This window comes from Streptomyces sp. V4I23 (genome assembly GCF_030817975.1).
GTDB lineage: Bacteria > Actinomycetota > Actinomycetes > Streptomycetales > Streptomycetaceae > Streptomyces.
The window spans coordinates 7,931,983-7,948,053 of sequence record NZ_JAUSZW010000004.1 but is presented as its reverse complement, the minus strand read 5'-3'; the positions used below and the strand labels follow the sequence as shown (position 1 = coordinate 7,948,053).

16 protein-coding genes and 4 pseudogenes are annotated in these 16,071 nt (G+C 67.8%); 8 read left to right on the top strand and 12 right to left on the bottom strand.

Translation table 11 applies throughout. The features are described from left to right. The first annotated feature begins 5 nt into the window (after window positions 1-5). From QFZ82_RS38750 to QFZ82_RS39935, 3 genes are all read left to right on the top strand, one after another. Window positions 6-311, top strand: a complete 306-nt coding sequence (locus tag QFZ82_RS38750; protein ID WP_307717557.1) for a hypothetical protein — start codon at window positions 6-8, stop codon at window positions 309-311. 32 nt (window positions 312-343) lie between these two features. Beyond that, complete coding sequence (locus QFZ82_RS38745) at window positions 344-577, top strand: tautomerase family protein (RefSeq protein WP_307717556.1); 234 nt, start codon at window positions 344-346, stop codon at window positions 575-577. A 92-nt stretch (window positions 578-669) separates the two neighbouring features. Next, a complete protein-coding gene (locus QFZ82_RS39935) occupies window positions 670-1,002 on the top strand; it encodes a Tn3 family transposase (protein ID WP_373429466.1) in 333 nt (110 codons plus the stop codon). 206 nt (window positions 1,003-1,208) lie between these two features. On the opposite strand, the gene QFZ82_RS38740 is transcribed toward QFZ82_RS39935, so the two are convergent. The 7 genes and pseudogenes from QFZ82_RS38740 to QFZ82_RS38710 all read right to left on the bottom strand — a co-directional run bounded on the left by QFZ82_RS38740 (window position 1,209) and on the right by QFZ82_RS38710 (window position 7,654). Beyond that, window positions 1,209-2,180, bottom strand: coding sequence for a DMT family transporter (locus tag QFZ82_RS38740; protein WP_307717555.1), 972 nt, complete (start codon window positions 2,178-2,180; stop codon window positions 1,209-1,211). Then, window positions 2,173-3,339 (bottom strand): bifunctional 2-polyprenyl-6-hydroxyphenol methylase/3-demethylubiquinol 3-O-methyltransferase UbiG, encoded by a 1,167-nt coding sequence (locus QFZ82_RS38735; protein WP_307717554.1) that lies wholly within the window; start codon window positions 3,337-3,339, stop codon window positions 2,173-2,175. Before QFZ82_RS38735 ends, QFZ82_RS38740 begins: the two co-directional genes overlap by 8 nt. Beyond that, window positions 3,336-3,914, bottom strand: a complete 579-nt coding sequence (locus QFZ82_RS38730) for a cysteine dioxygenase family protein (RefSeq protein ID WP_307717553.1) — start codon at window positions 3,912-3,914, stop codon at window positions 3,336-3,338. The genes QFZ82_RS38735 and QFZ82_RS38730 overlap by 4 nt, the downstream gene beginning before the upstream one ends. Window positions 3,915-4,393: 479 nt before the next feature. After that, a pseudogene (locus QFZ82_RS38725) lies at window positions 4,394-5,853 on the bottom strand (UvrD-helicase domain-containing protein); the annotation flags it as partial. After that, on the bottom strand, window positions 5,850-6,338 hold the full coding sequence (locus tag QFZ82_RS38720; RefSeq protein WP_307717552.1) for a hypothetical protein: 489 nt from the start codon (window positions 6,336-6,338) through the stop codon (window positions 5,850-5,852). The gene QFZ82_RS38720 and the pseudogene QFZ82_RS38725, both read right to left, overlap by 4 nt. Window positions 6,339-6,341: 3 nt before the next feature. After that, window positions 6,342-7,244: a DUF6083 domain-containing protein gene (locus QFZ82_RS38715; RefSeq protein ID WP_307717551.1), complete on the bottom strand. Its 903-nt coding sequence runs from the start codon at window positions 7,242-7,244 to the stop codon at window positions 6,342-6,344. A 146-nt stretch (window positions 7,245-7,390) separates the two neighbouring features. Then, entirely contained in the window at window positions 7,391-7,654 is a 264-nt protein-coding gene (locus QFZ82_RS38710) for a helix-turn-helix transcriptional regulator (protein WP_307717550.1), read from the bottom strand. A gap of 605 nt (window positions 7,655-8,259) precedes the next feature. On the opposite strand from QFZ82_RS38710, the gene QFZ82_RS38705 reads away from it, so the two are divergent. The 3 genes from QFZ82_RS38705 to QFZ82_RS38695 all read left to right on the top strand — a co-directional run bounded on the left by QFZ82_RS38705 (window position 8,260) and on the right by QFZ82_RS38695 (window position 9,441). Next, the gene (locus QFZ82_RS38705; RefSeq protein ID WP_307717549.1) at window positions 8,260-8,793 is read left to right on the top strand and encodes a hypothetical protein; all 534 of its coding nucleotides are present in this window, start codon (window positions 8,260-8,262) and stop codon (window positions 8,791-8,793) included. A 150-nt stretch (window positions 8,794-8,943) separates the two neighbouring features. After that, entirely contained in the window at window positions 8,944-9,156 is a 213-nt protein-coding gene (locus QFZ82_RS38700; protein ID WP_307717548.1) for a hypothetical protein, read from the top strand. After that, window positions 9,157-9,441, top strand: coding sequence for a hypothetical protein (locus QFZ82_RS38695; protein WP_307717547.1), 285 nt, complete (start codon window positions 9,157-9,159; stop codon window positions 9,439-9,441). It begins immediately after the preceding gene. A gap of 742 nt (window positions 9,442-10,183) precedes the next feature. On the opposite strand, the pseudogene QFZ82_RS38690 reads toward QFZ82_RS38695, so the two are convergent. Further along, a pseudogene (locus QFZ82_RS38690) lies at window positions 10,184-10,444 on the bottom strand (IS21 family transposase); the annotation flags it as partial. 835 nt (window positions 10,445-11,279) lie between these two features. On the opposite strand from QFZ82_RS38690, the pseudogene QFZ82_RS38685 reads away from it, so the two are divergent. Beyond that, window positions 11,280-11,615, top strand: a pseudogene (locus QFZ82_RS38685) (IS21 family transposase); the annotation flags it as partial. 127 nt (window positions 11,616-11,742) lie between these two features. On the opposite strand, the gene QFZ82_RS38680 reads toward QFZ82_RS38685, so the two are convergent. Together QFZ82_RS38680 and QFZ82_RS38675 are read right to left on the bottom strand one after the other, a co-directional pair. Further along, window positions 11,743-13,287, bottom strand: a complete 1,545-nt coding sequence (locus QFZ82_RS38680) for an ISL3 family transposase (RefSeq protein ID WP_307717974.1) — start codon at window positions 13,285-13,287, stop codon at window positions 11,743-11,745. A 178-nt stretch (window positions 13,288-13,465) separates the two neighbouring features. Further along, window positions 13,466-13,718 (bottom strand): annotated as a pseudogene (locus tag QFZ82_RS38675) (ATP-binding protein); the annotation flags it as partial. Between QFZ82_RS38675 and QFZ82_RS38670 the strand changes: the two are divergent. After that, complete coding sequence (locus tag QFZ82_RS38670) at window positions 13,683-14,204, top strand: hypothetical protein (protein WP_307717546.1); 522 nt, start codon at window positions 13,683-13,685, stop codon at window positions 14,202-14,204. The pseudogene QFZ82_RS38675 and the gene QFZ82_RS38670 overlap by 36 nt on opposite strands. A gap of 4 nt (window positions 14,205-14,208) precedes the next feature. Here the strand turns inward: QFZ82_RS38670 and QFZ82_RS38665 are convergent, their stop codons facing one another. Beyond that, window positions 14,209-14,991, bottom strand: coding sequence for an IS5 family transposase (locus QFZ82_RS38665; protein ID WP_307717545.1), 783 nt, complete (start codon window positions 14,989-14,991; stop codon window positions 14,209-14,211). A gap of 368 nt (window positions 14,992-15,359) precedes the next feature. Continuing rightward, on the bottom strand, window positions 15,360-16,019 hold the full coding sequence (locus tag QFZ82_RS38660; protein ID WP_307717544.1) for a hypothetical protein: 660 nt from the start codon (window positions 16,017-16,019) through the stop codon (window positions 15,360-15,362). Window positions 16,020-16,071: the final 52 nt, after the last annotated feature.

The window sequence follows — 16,071 nt, the reverse complement described above, 5'->3', positions numbered from 1 at the left end:
GCTTCGTGACCTTCGTCCTCGACCGGCTTCCCGGCCTGGACGAGCAGCTGGTACGGCGGATCACCCGGATCGTCGGGGAGACCTACGAGTTCGAGTACCACTTCCACGAGCTGAGCATGCGCCGGCTCGACGCGCCGGTGACCATCTTCAAGGCAGCGGGCGACGACTGCTCCTTCATCGAGGGCACCTCCAGCTACTCCGCCGCGTCTCCCACCGTGATCGACCTGGAAGGCGACCACTACAGCGTCCTCAAACGGCACGGCGTCGCCGAACTCGTCACCGCTATACGCACCAGCCTCGGCCTGAACTAGCCACGCCCACCAAGAAACGGGAGCCACACACCATGCCCCACCTGGACATCACACACTTCCCCAAGGAATTCACCGACAACCAGAAGGACCGCCTGGCCGACGCGTTGACCGCAGTCGTCGTCGAGCACTTCGGCACCTACGAGGGCGCCGTCTCGATCGCCCTGCGGCCCGTCGCCGAACAGGACTGGGACGAGCAGGTCGTCGTCGGTCAGATCACCGGGCACGAGCACCGGCTGATCAAGGCCCCGGACTACCGCTCGGAGTGAGCGACTACCGGTCGCGTGAGCCCGACCACCGCACCGCCTGCGCATGACCGCGCAGTCCGGGCACCGGACCGCTCCGGTGCCCGGCCCCAGGCCTGCCACGACATCCCGGCAGGCCCGTCACACCCTCGACAGCACGAGAGGCACCGCAATGTTCGCCTCTGACGTCCTTCAGGACAAGGACCCCGTGCCAGCAAGCGAAGATCGTCCAGTTCAACGAGCTGCTCGCGAACTCGCTTATTTTCCATACCGCTCAGGACATCACGAACGTGGTCAACGACCTCGTCGACGAGGGCTGGGAGGTCGACCCGGCGGACATGGCGACCGTGACCCCATATATCACCAGCAAGATTTCGCTTGGGGACCTGGCACCTGGACATGGAGCCGCCCGAGCAGGAGGCGATGGGACGCTGAGGATGGCCGTTTGAGCTTGGAGTTGTCCGTGGACACGGTGCGGATGTACCGGGCGCCCGGACGAGGACCTGGAGCGTACGGCCCTGTCGCAACGGCAGGCTGTGCACCTGCGGGCGCCCAAGATGCTGGCCGGCCGGCCAAGCTGGAATACGAGACGTGTTGTGGGCCGCCGCAGGAGCGCGGCGGCCCACAGTGAGTTACCTCGGGAGACGTCCGGGTGCTAATGCTGCGGAGTTCCCAGCGCCTCCGGAGCCGGTCCGGTCGTCTGGTCATCGCGCGGAGTTCGATTTCGCTGCCGGGTGATCCCGGCCACAGCACCGAGGATGAGCACGGTTCCCATGACGTGCTGCCACGTTATGTGCTCGTCCGCCAGGGTCGCACCGAGCAGCAGGGCGATGACTGGGGTCACGAACGCGTACGCTGAGGTGCGTGTGGGCCCCCATGCCCGTAGCAGGTACGTGTAGGCGGTGAAGCCCAACACGGACCCCACGAGGACCAGATAGCCCCAGCTCAGCCATACCGATGTCTCCTCCGGCAGGGGCTGCCGAAAGATCTGGTCTCCTTCAAGGACCAGTGAGACGGGCAGCAGTATCAAGCCGCCCACCAGGTTCTCGAAGGCCGACATGAGGGCCGCGGGATAGCGGGAGAGGATGTCCCCGCCGTAGACCCCCGCCCAGTCATAGACGAGCGTGCCAACGATGATGGCCACGGCAGCGAGAGCTTTGCGCATTGACCAGTCGCTACTGCTCTGCCCGTACAGGAGCAGCACGACTCCGCAGAGCCCGACGCCGAGGAAGGCCCACTGGGTCCGGCCGATCAATTCGCGGGTCATCGTCGCCGCGAAGAAGAACAGGCCGATCGGCACGAACCCCTGGACCATGACGCCGGCGGTTCCGGAGTCGACGTACTGCTCGCCCCAGAAGATGAGGCCGAAGCAGACACTGATGGCACCGGCCGACATCACTGTCAGTGGCCGCAGGTCCGAGCGCGCGATCCGCTGCCAGCCGCCGAGCCACCTTGCAAGCAGGAGCAGGAGCAGGCCTGCCACTATAAAGCGCGTCGCGGCGAACCACAGTGGGGGCATCGAAGTGACCCCGAAGCGGATCGCGACCCAGGTGCTGCCCCATGCGATGCAGAGAGTCGCGAAGACCGCCCAAGTGAATGCAAACGACCGGCTGTGTCCCTCAGGCATGAAGGACGCGCTTCCGCAGCGCCAGCACAGTGGTGCTCCCGAAGGCGGCCGTGCGGCGGCTCAGGTCGGAGACGAGGGAGAAACCGTGCCCGCAGATCTCGTCGATGAGCTCGCTGGTCGAGCTCTCCTTGTAGGGGACGAGAGGGAGCGTCAGTTCCGTGGTGCTGCCATCCTCCAGCCGAATCCGTCGGGGGATGGCGCGCCCCGGTACGACGGGGCCTACCGACTCGTAGTCGGGTACGGAGAAGAAGCCGTCGAGCCACCGCTCCCGGCAGTGCGCCACGAGGAAGAGCCCGCCCGGCGCGAGGATTTCATGCACGCGCTTCAGGTGGGCGGAGCGCAGGTCACTGTCCGGGATCATATGCAGGCAGCCCATGTTGATCGCGAGGTCGAACTCCTCCCTGGGGAGGTCCGCCAGGACGCAGATGTCCCGTTCGAGGAACGTGGCCTGTGTATCCAGGGCACTGGCACGCTCCCGCGCTTTGGTGAGTGCCGGCCGGGCAACGTCGACGCCCACCACGTCAAACGCCTGGGTGGCCAGGTAGTTAGAGTCGCGCCCTTCGCCACAGCCGAGGTCGATGACTGAGCAGGGCTCGATGCTCATCGTTTCCAGGGCCTGTACGAGTGCCTCATTGGGCTCCGGGGGCTCCCAGAGCGGTGCTCCGGCGGCGTAGACGCTCGCGTAACGGTCTGAGTAGCCGTAGTAGTAGTCGCGCAGCGGGGGAACCACCGCGATTTCCGAGATGCGCTCCGGGGACTCGATCAGCGCGTCGGGGGCGGCGGAGATCTCGGCGACAGTGCACATCGTGGTCCCGGTGCTGGGCCGTATGCCCACCGAGGTGCCCTGCTCCAGACGGCGCACCTGGCCTTCTCCGACCAGCTCAGCCGAGGCTTCATCACTAAGGGGTATGAACTCACCCCTCCCGGAGAGCACTATGAGGAACGACTCGTCCCTGGCGGTGAGGCAGACCGGATCGGTGATACATCGCTTAGCGAGAGTCCTGCCGTTGGGCAGACAGATCCGTTCCTGCAGGCTACTGAAGGAGTCGATGTCCACGGACCCTCTGGTCAGCAGCGCGCCGAGCTCGGAACCGGCCGTACCGGGATCGAGGGCACGCTCCAGCGATACGGCGTGGTGGATCTGGGCTGCTGTGGTCACGACAGGACCCCTTCTCGGGTGCTCTGGGTTCGGTGGAGCTTGATCTCATGGACAAGTTGTCGCTGCTCATCCGGCCACCACGCGCCGCAGTCATCACTGACCACGCAGGCCGCGCAGCGCTCCAGGTCATAGACGCGCATGCCGGTGATGGGCGGTGCGTACAGGTGGAGAGTCAGCGTGAGTTCGTCGGACGGGTTCTCCATGCCGTGGACCATGCCGCGCGGAGCGAAGTACTGCGATCCGCATTGCTCTTCGCGGGTGAGGAAGGAGACCGGAATGTCATCTTGGTCAAGGGTGTACAGAGTGTGGCGGACCGTGCCCGACATGACGTTGATCCACCCGAACGACTGCCCGTGATCGTGTGGGGCACACGGACGGTGCGACGCCCAGTTCATGGCCATGATCTCGATGTCCTGGGAGGCGTATAGCTTCTTCCGACCGTACGGGTAGACACCCGGGTCACCGGCGTACGGCAGGACTTCGTCGAGCGAGGCGTCGACACTCTCCCAGGCTTCCCGAAGCTGCTGCGGCGTCGGTCGACACAGGGTGTCAAACGTGCTGGTGATGCGTTTCATTAGACGCATGACACATCAATCTCCCGTCAGGGTTGGAGAGTTGCGGAGGGAGGCGACGGCGGTGACGGCAAAGGCCGGTGCCAGACCGCCTCTTGGCTCGGCTCTGAGCCGATGGGATAAAGCTAATGGATCGTTCAACGATCCGACAAGGGCTTTGTATTCAGGCTTCGTTGAGCCTTCGTTAGGGCACCGCGTCGGAAGGGCCGACGTCCTGGGCACAGCCAGCCCATCATCCGAGCCGGCTGTGCACGGGTCCGCGGACGCCCATCCGCTATGTACCGCAGTCCTCCTGCAGCCGATGCGGCGGTTTACCAGCGCAGAAGGCGTCAACACCAAGGCCAAGCTGATCGCGCGACAGATGTACGGCCGGGCCGGATTCGCCCTCCTGCGTCACCGGATCCTCCTCGGATAGCAGCACGCTGAGTCACCACCGAAAGTGAGACAGGGCCGAACGATTTACAGTCCCTCAGACCGAGGTCGGGGGGCGAGTCGGGATGGTCGTGGATCCAGCACAGCCCACCGATGTCGAGGCGGGCGCGTGCCCGGGTGACGGCGACGTAGGCGAGGCGTGCTTCGGTGTCGTCGATGGGGCCGGGGACGGGTCGGCCGTTGGCGTCGTGTTCGTCGGTGTCGGCGGGTGGGGTGAAGTCGTCGGCGATCTTGACGGTGTTCCATTCGCGGCCTTTGGAGCGGTGGGCGGTGGAGATGGTGACGTCTGCGGAGGTCTCGGGGATGAGCTGGTCGACTGCGGCGAGGATGGTGTCGGTGCCGTGCTGGTCGATGAGGTCGACGAAGGGTTTCAGGTCCCGGCCGGCGGGGTCGGTCTCTGCGTAGTCCTGCAGGTCGCTCCAGGTGGGGAACAGGAGGAGTTCGGGGTGCCAGGTGCGGCGGCCTTCTTTGAGGTCGCGGGCGGCGGTGGCCAGGGCGCGCAGGCTTTCCCCTCCCCCGGCCAGGGCGACGCGGTGGCCGGCGTTGAGGTGGTGCATGACTTCGGTCATGGCGCCGACGTTGGTGCGGCACAGCACTGCCTGCGGGTGGGTGACGGGGGCGAGCACGGTCGCGATGGTGTGGGTGCCGGTCAGGCGGATGGGGGCGTCAGCTGCCTGGAGCCAGCGGTTGGCCTCGTCGGCCAGGCGGGGGCCGAAGCGGAACGACTGGGTCAGGGTGAGGTGGGTGCCGTCGAAGCCGGTCATGATGTCGCGGGCGCCGCGCCATCCGTAGATGGCCTGGGCGGAGTCGCCGACGATCACGAGTTGGGCGTGGTCGCGCTGGGCGTTGATGACGTGTTCGAGGACGGGGTTGGTGTCCTGGGCTTCGTCGAGGAGGAGGTAGTCGGCTTCGATGGTGGGGTCGGTGAGGGCCCAGATCTTGAGGTAGTGGTCGTGGCCGAGCGGACGATGCCGTCGTCCGGGTGCTGGAGGTCGGCCCAGGCTTTGCGGGCGAAGGGCATCACGGTGTCGGCGAGTTGGGCGTGGTGCTCAGGGGCGTCGAGTCCTCGTAGGCGCGGTACGTGGTGGCGGGTGAGGGTGCGGTCGGCGGAGTGGCAGTAGCGGGTTACCGTTTTCAGCACGGCCTGGGAGAGGGCTTTGTGGGTGACTTCGCGGTTGCCGATGTGGACGGGTTTGGTGATGCCGAGCGCTTGGCCGGTTCGCCAGCCGGCCTGGCGGGGGCCGCCGAGGCGGCGGGCGTAGCGGTGTCCGACGGCTGCGTAGGCGAGGGCGTGGGCGGTTTTGCAAGTGACGGTGGGTGGGAAGCGGGTGGCGGCGTCGAGAGCGATGGCTTTGTTGAAGGCGATGTAGCGGCCGCGGCGGTGCGGGGTGGCGGCGGCGAGCAGGGTGAGGGTGCTGGTCTTGCCGGTGCCGGCTCCTGCCTGGAGGGCAAGGTGGTCGCCGGTCTTGAAGGTGTCGGCGGCGGTGGTCTGTTCGTCGGTGGGATTCAGCACCCTGGTGCTCCCTGCGTGCTGGTGGTGATGTGGTTGATGGTGCGGGCTGCGGCGGCCAGCAGCTGATGCGGTGTGCTCCAGGTCAGGAGCTCGTCGAGTGCAGCGTCGAGGCGCCGGGCTCTGTCGTGCTCGGCACGCGCCAGGGCGCGGTGTACGGCGGCGGTCAGGTGGGCTTCGGTACTGCAACCCTCGCGACGCGCAGCGTCCGCGAGCCAGGCGTGGACACGCTCTGGCAGAGCGACATTGACGAGGACGCTGCCGGTGGAGTCGGGGTAGTGCGTGGTCAGGATGTCGATCGGCAGCAGGTGCTCCAGGCGGGCCCGGGTGCGTTGGAGGGCCTTGCGGGCGGTCTTTTCCCAGGCGACGGTCATCAGCCGTGTGCGGTCGGCGTCCGGTGCCAGTGCCATGGCCTGGGTGGCACGGCGGAGTTCGCCGGGTGTGGCCGGGCGGGTCAGGGTGATCTCGACGGCATGCAGGGGCATGGTTCACGCCTGGCCGCGAGCAGGACGAGCGGGGCAGGTGCGGGAGTTGGTGCGTCCCGTTCGCCGGGCGGTGTCGGGGAGGCGGTGGTGGATGTGGGCGTGGTGGAGCAGTGGGTCGAAGGGTTCCCAGGCGGTGAGGGTCAGGTCGGCGGCCGCGGGGGCGGCTGCGTGGGTGGTGCAGCGTTGGGTGCGCCAGCGGATCTGGGTGTCGTAGGGCAGGTGGGTGAGGTCGTAGACGGCCATGTCACGGGCGGTTAGGGCGAGTTGCCCGTGACGGGCGGTGGTGGCCATGAGTCTCCAGATCCCGCTGGGGTCATCGGGGTCGAGGACGGAGTTGGTGCAGCGGTGTCGCCTGCGAGTCTGGGCAACGCACTGGATGGCGTCGATTGGGCAGGTGGCGAGGTAGCAGCCGTAGAGGATCTGCACGACGGGCCTGGCCGGCCGGCATACCGCAGCCTGTGAGGTTGGCTCAGATTCGGCGACAGGGGTGAAGGCGCCGGTGTCGAGCAGGCGGCGGGTGCGCAGGGCGAGACGCCGGCGCAGCTCGTTCAGGCGCGGTGTCAGCGGCTTGGGGGCATTGTCTGCGGGGCAGAGCGGGGTGTGCGGGATGCGGCACCAGGCGGAGCCGTCGTGTGAGGGGTAGGCGACGCCGGAGGCAACGTGCCAGCGGCAGGCGGCAGGGACAGCGGCTGAGGGCAGTTCTTGGGGATGCAGGCCGATCGGGCGGCCGTGGGGACTGGTGTACCAGTCGGTGCGGTTTCCACAGGCACGGCACGGGGCCGGTTGGGCGGTGCGCAGCAGACGGCTGGGGCTGTCTGCTGCGACGCGCAGGGAGCGTAGCGGCCGGCGAGTGGTAGGGGTGCCGTCCCAGTGGCGGCCAGGCTCGGCGGTATGGCGGGGATGCATGGCCGCGACGGTGACAGCGACGCGCCGCACGTACAGCGAGCACGCCGCCAATCTCACGCCAACGGCGCAATCGGGGGGAATGTGTGACCGGTTGACGTACGGGCGTCTTATTTGCGGGTCTCGTTCGGGTGGTCTCGATGGTGTGGCTAGTCGGCGGTGCCGACGGGCGGGGTGTGGCCTTCACAGAGGGTGCCGAGGAGGTGATCGATGGACACGTCGAGGGCGTGGGCGAGGGCGTGCCAGCTCTTGAGGGTTCCGATGGTGTGGCCTTGCTCGATGTCGATGAGGGTGCGCCTGGCCAGGCCACTGCGGCGGGCGAGTTCGTCGTAGGTCCAGCCGCGTTCGCTCCTCAGGCGCGCCAGCTCCAGGCGTAGCGCGGTGAGGTTCGGGTCGGGCGGGAAGATCGTCACCCCACCATCCGAAGGTGCAGACCCCTGCCCTGTCAGTGCAGACCTCTGCCCTATTTCTGCAGGTGACCGCCGCGTGGCGCAGGGCAGAGGTCTGCACTACGGTGTGCGGCCGCCGCCACTCCCCCGCGGCCGAGCACCACGACGTACGGCTGACCGCCGGCGCAGAAGCAGGAGGACAGCGCACATCATGAGGCCGTGCCCCACATACCCCCTGGTGCCCCGCACCTGGACGGTGGAGCTGCGCCCCCATCCAGGCGGCCCCCACGCTGCACTGCCACCGCTGCGCCACGGGCGGCCAACGTCTGGGAAGGCAGGCCGGGCGCCCGGCAGCCCTCGCTCATCTCGCCGGCCACGCACGCCGCGACACGCTTCCCGCGCACCTGCGTACCTGCCAGTGCCATGAGCGCGGCTGCCGATGGCATCCACGCCACCGCGGATGCGCCGGCCCGGTTCTCCTCGTCCTTGCGCAGGAACGGGGCGGCCGGGTGTGGCGATTGGCAGATGTGTGCGCCGCCTGTGCCGCAGCTACCCCGCGGACCGCCGTGGTCCCCGACACCGCCCTCAGTACACAGCGGTCGGCAGGGGCGGCTCCTCGGCTGGGGAGCATGAACCGTCTCGAGCTGCCGGAGCGGGTCCTCGTCCGGGACACGCTGGCCTCCTTGCATGTATGCCTGCCTGAGGACGTCGGCGCGCCGGCGCGATTGCTGGCCGTGCAGTGCGCGCTGCGCGCCGGCGCAGGCGGCCGGCTCGCTCTGCCAGCCGGCCTGTTGCGCGGCATGCGGCTCGGCTCGACGCTGACCCCGTGGTGCGAACTCGAGGACGCGCACTGGCTCATGCGGCTCACGGCATCAGCAGGGCCTGTGTGGGTGCAGCTCCTGAGCCACCACGGCCCCCACGCTGCCCGGCATCAGCGTGTTCGGGCAGCGGACTGGGCGCTGCGCACGGCACGGGAGTACGGCGCCGACGACTACGACCCCAACACAGCCTTGATGGCCCTGACCCTCGCCGCCTGCCGCTCTCCGCATGCCGCCCAGCGTCCGGCGGAGCGCGAAGTCCTGTCCCGTGCTCGAGGTCTCACGCCTGTGGAACTGACCCGCGCGGTCAGCCACCTGCGGGCGGGCAGCCTTGCGGATCAGTGACGCTCGCCCGCTTCGCCCTGCAGGTCTCGCGTGTGCAAGCGGAAGTGATGGAGACATTGGAATCCGGCTCTGACCGGATCTGCGTGAACGCTCCGGTATGTTCTTCCGGACTCGCGGCGGGCGAGTTTGCCTGGGCCGAAGGGGGCGATCGTGGCTGATGAACGGCTTGACGCCGAGTGGGTCCGCGGCTGGTGTGAGCAGGCGGATGCGGCCCTCGTGGAGTTGTTGCAGTCGTTCCAGGTGCGGCACGGCTTCGAACCCGGCAGGAACGTGGTCGCGCTCGGTACGGAGGAGAGCCACAAGACGACGGCCGCGCTCGTGGAACTGACGCCGATTCCCTCGGACCTGACCACGATGTACTGAGTGATCGACGAGGTCCTCCTGCCCGATGTGGACAGCGGCTACTTCATCCACCCGGCCTCAACAGTCGCAGGCCACTTCCGCGAGTACGGAGACATCCAGATCGACGGGGAAGAGCCAGCCCTGGTCTTCGCCAGCGACGGCGGCGGCCATCTCTTCGCGCTCTCGGGCTCGGGGCGGGTTTGGCGGTCCACCACCGCCTCGTGGTCCGGTCAGTTCGACCTTGCCGCAGCCACCCTTCAAGAGTTCCTCGAAGGGCTGGCTCAACGGATCAACTGTCAGCTCTGACCGCAGCCGACGGCTTCTGCATCTTCCGGCAGAGCCGTTCGCCTGCCCGACGGCCCAGCTCCACGGCCATGGCCAGCGGCCACTGCTTCAACCCAAGACTGGACGGGCGATAGCGTTCACTCAGCCCACTGACCTGCTCGACCACCCTGATCGATCATGTACCGGCACGCGGACCGCCGGGCGTGAGCAGGGCCAGTCGGCATTCCCCGATACGCCGGTGCGGCCGCGCCGGCGCGCGCCTCGCCTCTCAACCCGCGCTGGCGCAGTGGGCGGTTACAGCGCTTCGCGGTAACCCGTCGGCGGCGGCATGCACTCTTCGGCCATGGCGTCCCGATCAAGCCGACCAAAAATCGTATATCTGTTCGTTATGCAGGATGCGAGGCTGGTGCCGCCTCCTGAGAACCGTTGAGGCTGCCGATGCCCGTTGCTGCCTGACCGCCTCTCGTCTCGTACCGCAATGAGTGCTGCGGGAGGCGATGAGGGGCAGCTTGACCACCGAGCGAGGCCATGAAAGACATCACGCTGCGCCGCATGCGCACGTTTGTGAAAACAGCTGCCGTAGTGGCTGCCGTTGCTCTCGTACCCTTCTCATCCCCCGCTGTCGCTGAGCCTGTTCAGGACGATCTCCAGTTGCACACCACGCTGCTGCCCGTCGGGGCGCGGGTCCCGACACTGGGCGAGCTGCAACGGTCCGGCGCTGCCGGGCTCGAGGCAATGGACCGGGGGGCGGGGGTGTTCTCCGAGCCTCACCGCGGCAGTCGAAGAACGTCTGCAGGTCCTGGCTGGTGGTGAAGCAGCAGAACGGGTCGCGCGAGTACGACAGCGTCATGTGGAAGGAGTAGACCTTCGGGATGCCCATGTGGGCGAGGATCTTGCCCTCGTCGCCCCAGTCCACCTGAGCCTGGGCGCCCGGGATCACCTCGAACCGGCGGTGTATCCCGGCGAGTTCCTTCGGCGTGATGCCGAGCTCCTCGGCGATCCGAGGCCGGGCTTCCTGAACGTAGGTCGTGGGGCCGGCCGCCACCCACGGCAGGATTGACCGTCAGGCGTCCGCTGTCGCGCTCCAGCCGACTCCCGGTTTTGCGACCGCGGCTGTCACCTACCCAGCTCCGGCACGGACACTGACTCCCAATGAGTGCATCACGGGGCTGGGAACGGACAAGAAGTTTTTCATCAAGTCCCGCTACGCCGCCTGCTCAGGCGCTGTGTTCTTCAGTGTCTGGCTCAGGAACAACCGGCCTGTCGGGGAAACGCAGTTCGTCTACCTGTCCATCGGAACCATCGCCAAGGACAGCAGAGCCGTGCGCATGACGCAGTACTTCACCGAGATGAAGAAGACCGGCTCAGTGGCGACGTCCGGCCTGATGATCACGCCAAAGGTGAAGGTGCCCAAGGTGTGGCCGTCGACAGCTCGGGTGACCCAGACCGGGGCTGTTCCTGGAGCCAGGAGCTTCGCTGCCCTGGCCGCCCAGCAGTCGGTCGGCTTCACCCGCACCCTGAACGCGACCGCCGGGCAGGGCACCGGGCGCGACGACGCGATCGCCTCGGTGTTCGAGGCGTCAGCCACCGTGACGCCGCCTCCTGGATACCGGCCCTCCGGTGAGCTGAGCGGAAGCCTGTTCTTCCTGCCGCCCCGCTGGGACAAGGCGTCCTACCTGAAGGTGCCCGCGGGCGCCGCCGTGTTCACCTATGTCATACCGCTGCACTACAGCAGCCGGGCAGGCGCTCCGGAGCGGGCGGTAGCCGAGCACCTCAAGACGACAGTTGCTGATGCGTTGGGACCTGCTGCTCGGCACTCTGCTGTTTGGTCGGTGAGAGGCGGCGGAAGGCGGTCGGCGGTGGTCCTGGATCCGCATCGTTGGTTGGAATTGCGGTGCTTCCGGAGTCTGTTGGAGTCCGGGGCGATCAGCCTGTCGGAGGTGGCCCGGGAGACGGGGCTGGACCGGAAGACGGTCCGCAAATATCTGTCGGCACCGGGGCCGGCGACCCCGCCGCGCCGTTCGCCGAACGGGCGATCGAAGGCGAGGGTGATCGACGAGTTCGCGCCGCTGGTCGACTCGATGCTGCGGGCCGAGATCTTGATGAAGGCCGCGGTGATTCATGGGCGGCTGGTGGCGGAGTATGGGTTCACCGGCAACTATCAGCGGACCAAGCTCTGCGTTCACCAACCCCGCTGGCACGAAGCCGTCCAACGCCGCCAAGAAAGTGCCTGGGCAGAATGCTGTCGGCGTACACGTGAACGTGGCCCTGGCAAGATTTTCGTGAAGCGGGGGTGTGCCACCGTGCGCCGGTGACGCTCCGTCACGGGTAGCGGCGTCGGAGTCCGGCCATGAGGATGACGCGGTGGCGGAGGAGTGGAACTCCGGCCCGGCCCGCCATGATCCTCTTCTGGAGCTTCAGATCCGTGATCCGGCCTTCGTTGACACCAGAGTTGAACGGGGTGGTGATCCCCTGCACGACTGCGGGCTGGTCCTCGCGGATGGCCTTGGCCAGGCCGGCCAGGGCTGGGAAGCCGGAGGATGCGAGGTGGTCAAGCCAGTCCGGCAGCGAGGCGGCGTCTCGGGCGTCGAGCATGGCCGCGAACTGCCGAACCAGGTCGTGGACTCGGTCGAGCTCCGGGCAGTGCTCAAGCAGCCGGCGGAGTGTCTCGGTGGCGTGCAGGCTGCGCCGGGACGGTGTGATGGTGATCCACCGGGCGACCTGGCGGGGCGAGGGAGGTCGCTCGCGCGGTGTGTCGATGGGCAGACCCCGACGCAGCGGAGCGATGGCCATTTTGACCCTCTGGTAGTGGCCACCGTAGCCCTTGGCGACGATCTCTTCGTGCAGCACTGTCGCGGTGTGTTCGCCCTCCTCCCAGCGTTGACGCAGATACTCCAGGTACGGGTCGAGGCTCGTGGACCGGCGGGGCGGAGTTCGCCGTACGCACTCCTGCCAGGAGGCAGCGCGTGCGTACTTGGCCACGGTGCGTCGGTTCAGGCCCAGCTCGCGGGCTATCGCGCTGAGCGATTTGCCGGAGTTGGAGACCGCGTGCACCGCCTCGAACAGCTGCTTGGCGTGGCGGTGAGCAGGAGTATCGGCTGCCTCGGACAGTTCCGCCGACGGCGGTGATGACGCAGCCTGTTCGGGCTCGGGGACTGACGCGGTCAGGCAGCCACGGTGGCCCGCGGCGATGTCCGAGACCCGTTTCGACAGCCCCTGCCAGAGGTGAAAACGGTCGCTGACCTGCACCGCGTCCGGGGCGCCGTCGGTGATGCCCTGCCGGTAGGTGAGCGAGCCGTCCCGGCACACCACTTCGACTCCGGGGTGCGTGCGCAGCCAGGCGGTCAGTTGCTCGGCATCGCGCCCGGCCCACAGCTCGATCGGCAGCCGCGTGTCTGCATCCACCAGCAGCGTGCCGTAGACGTCCGCGTACAGCGCGAAGTCGTCCACGCCCAGCACCCGCGGTGTCACGGCCGAAGGCAACCGCATGCGCATCAGTTGGAACAGCACACTCGTCCGTGACAGCGGTGCCTTCAAGATATGCAGGAGCCGGGCCCCGCCACGGCCGGCGAGCATCACCCCGGCCATCTCCACCAGATGCTGCAGCAGCGGGCTGCGACGCTGATAGCGCACCGTAAGCCCCTCCACCTGCTCGGCAAATGTCCGCCGACCACAGTCCGCACCGTCACAGAACAACCGCCGCACCGACAGCACGATCAGCACCGGGCGGCCACCGACAGCAAGGTCGGCAAGCGTACGGGAATACCGGCTGTGCACCCGCGCGGAACCGCGACGGCAGTCCGGACACGCCACACTCAACTCGCGAGTACGAGCGGCGATACGGACCACTCCGCCCTCCGCCCACACCCGTTCCACCTGCACCACATCCAGGTGCGGAGACACAGTTCGTACGAGGTCATCACACTCGCCGACAATCCCGCTACCCGTGACGGAGCGTCACCGGCGCACGGTGGCACACCCCCGCTTCACGAAAATCTTGCCAGGGCCGTGAACGTCCCCACCCGCGTACGGATGAAAAGGGACCGTCGACGAACGAGAGGGTGGCGAGGTCCTTGACCTTGCGCGGGTCGAGGTCGGGCTGGAAGGCGAAGTCGTACTCGTCGAGCGTCTTGTGGTGCGGCAGCCGGGAGAGCCGCAGGCCCTGGCGGAAGCGGCGGTCGTCGCGGACGGCCAGTTCCTCGGAGGTAGCCCATCTTCCCCTCGTCGGCCCGCCGGGTGTACTCGTTGATCGTTTCGGCCAGGTGGGGCAGGCCGAGCTTGCCGGCCGTGGTATGCAGGTGCCGTCGGTGATGGGGATGTTGGAGGCTCGGGAGTCGGTTGCCCTGGTGCGGGTGGAGGAACTGCGCGCCGAGGCGGACCGGGTTCGGGCCGAGCTGGCAGAGGCGGAAGCCGTGCTGGAACGGCGGGTCGTCGCGCTCATGGAACTGGCCGAGGCCCTGGCCGCAGGTGCTGTGCCGCAGGAGCCGGTCCGGCCGACACCGGTTCCGGTCGAAGTGAAGGAGCCCGTGGCCGGTTCGGTGGTCCCCGAGTGGCGCGAGGGCGTCACGGCTCAGGTGCTTGCTCCCGAGTACCGGAGGCTGCTGGCCGTGCTGGAGGCCAACAGCGGCGGGGAGGGGCTGCGGGCGAAGGACCTGGCTGCTCGGTTGGGCCTGGAGTTGGTGCCGGCGAAGGTCGAGGGTGTGCGGGTCAAGGCAAAGCGGCTGGTCGCGCGAGGCTGGCTGGCCGAGGACCGGCCGGGCCTGTTCATCTGCCCGGCGGGGTGAGTGATCAGGTGCGGCGGCGGGCGAGGCGGCGTCCCATGAGCATGGCCATCGACCAGTGCACCACGGCTTCGCTGGTGGCGGGCCGGGTCTCGTAGTCGCGGGCCAGGCGACGGGAGCGCATCAGCCAACCCAGGGTGCGCTCCACGCACCAGCGTCGGGGCAGTACGACGAAGCCGTGCATGTCGTCGCTGCGCTTGACGATCTCCAGGGTGAGGCGGAGTTTGTTCCTGGCCCACTCGACGAGGCGGCCCGCGCAGCCACCATCGGCCCACACGAGCCGGATCTTGCGGTGGCCGGCCAGCAGGCGGGGCAGCATGCCGCAGGCGGCGTCCCGGTCAGTGACGTCGGCCGGGATGACCAGCACCATCAGCAGCAGACCAAGGCAGTCCACGATCAAGTGCCGCTTGCGGCCGTTGATGTTCTTGGCCCCGTCGAAACCCCGTGACGGCGCCGGGACGGACGCGGCTGCCTTGACCGACTGCGAGTCGACGATCGCGGCCGTCGGTTCCGTCTCCCGGCCCTCGCTCTCGCGAACCCGGCTTCGCAGTCGGTCGTGGAACTCGGTGATCAGGCCATGGTCGCGCCAGCGGCGGAAGAACGCATAGACGCGGTCCCAGGCGGGAAAGTCCGCGGGCATCGCCCGCCACTTGATCCCGTTGTCCACGAGATACCGGATCGCGTCGATCATCTGCCGATGGCAATAGCCCTCCGGCTGGCCGCCCTTTCCGTTCATCCATGACGGCACCGGTAGCAGGCTGCGGACCACCGCCCACTCCGCGTCGGTCATGTCCGACGGGTAGCGTCGCACACGCTCGCCACGATCGGCCGCGTTGCCGTACACGTGCGCGAGGCAATCACACGGCCGGACGGGCGAGTTGGACGCAGCAGGCAACAACACGGAAGACTGCGGCACCAGGGCCTCCTGTTGCTCATGGACTTCGACACCCACGAGCTGTGCAGGAGGCCCTGCCTCCATGCCCGGCAAGCCGGAAATCACCCGCCCGAGTCGCCGCACTCGAACCCACGCTCACCATGATCGGTACGACAACGGCTTCTAAGAACTGCGGCTTAAGAGCTCGTGCAGCGGGACCAAGTTCGGGTGGATTAGCTCCTCTGCTCTCCAGCAGCGGGGCGGGTCCCGGCGTGGCCGTCCGGTCAGCCCTCGAGCGCGGCGGAAGGCGCGTCCCCGTTCTGGGCCTGTCGGGCCCGCTTGGCGAGCACCGTGGCCAGGTCCCGGACACCGTCCTCGTCGATGCCATCCTTGTCTTTGTCCGCGGAATCCGCCAGCGTCCACAGCAGCGTCGTGCCGACCCGGGTCTGGGTCACGGCGCCGGGCTCGCCATGGAAGCCGGAGGAACCGAACCGGGCGTCGCGCTCGTCACCGATCGGGCCGAGGCTGAACGTCTTGGCCCGCTGTCCCGCCCTCTTGCCGTAGTAGCCGTCCCAGAGCACGTCGTACGCCTTACGGGCGGCCTGTTCGCTGTCGTAGGCGATGATCAGAAAGGTGACGGTGGCGACGTTGTCGTTGTGCCGGAAGGTCGAGGCGCCGTAGAAGCGGGAGTTCTCGCAGCCCGCGTTGTCCTTGATGGGGCAGGCCTGCGAACGGTAGAGCTTGTCCATCTCAACGGCCGTGGGCCGAGCCGACTCCTTCCAACGCGTCATGGCCTCGCCATCCGGCAACGTCTCCCGTACTTGTTCCTTCGTGAGCGCCACCGCCTTGCCGTTCCCGCTGTCGCTCTCCGCGCCACCGCCGCAGCCGACCAGCAGCAGTGCCGCCGCGATCGCCACGCACCACCGGTAGTTAGTCATGGCCATGCCATCACCCCTCGAGCGGTGATCTTACGCGGACCGTCTTCGCACAGAAGGC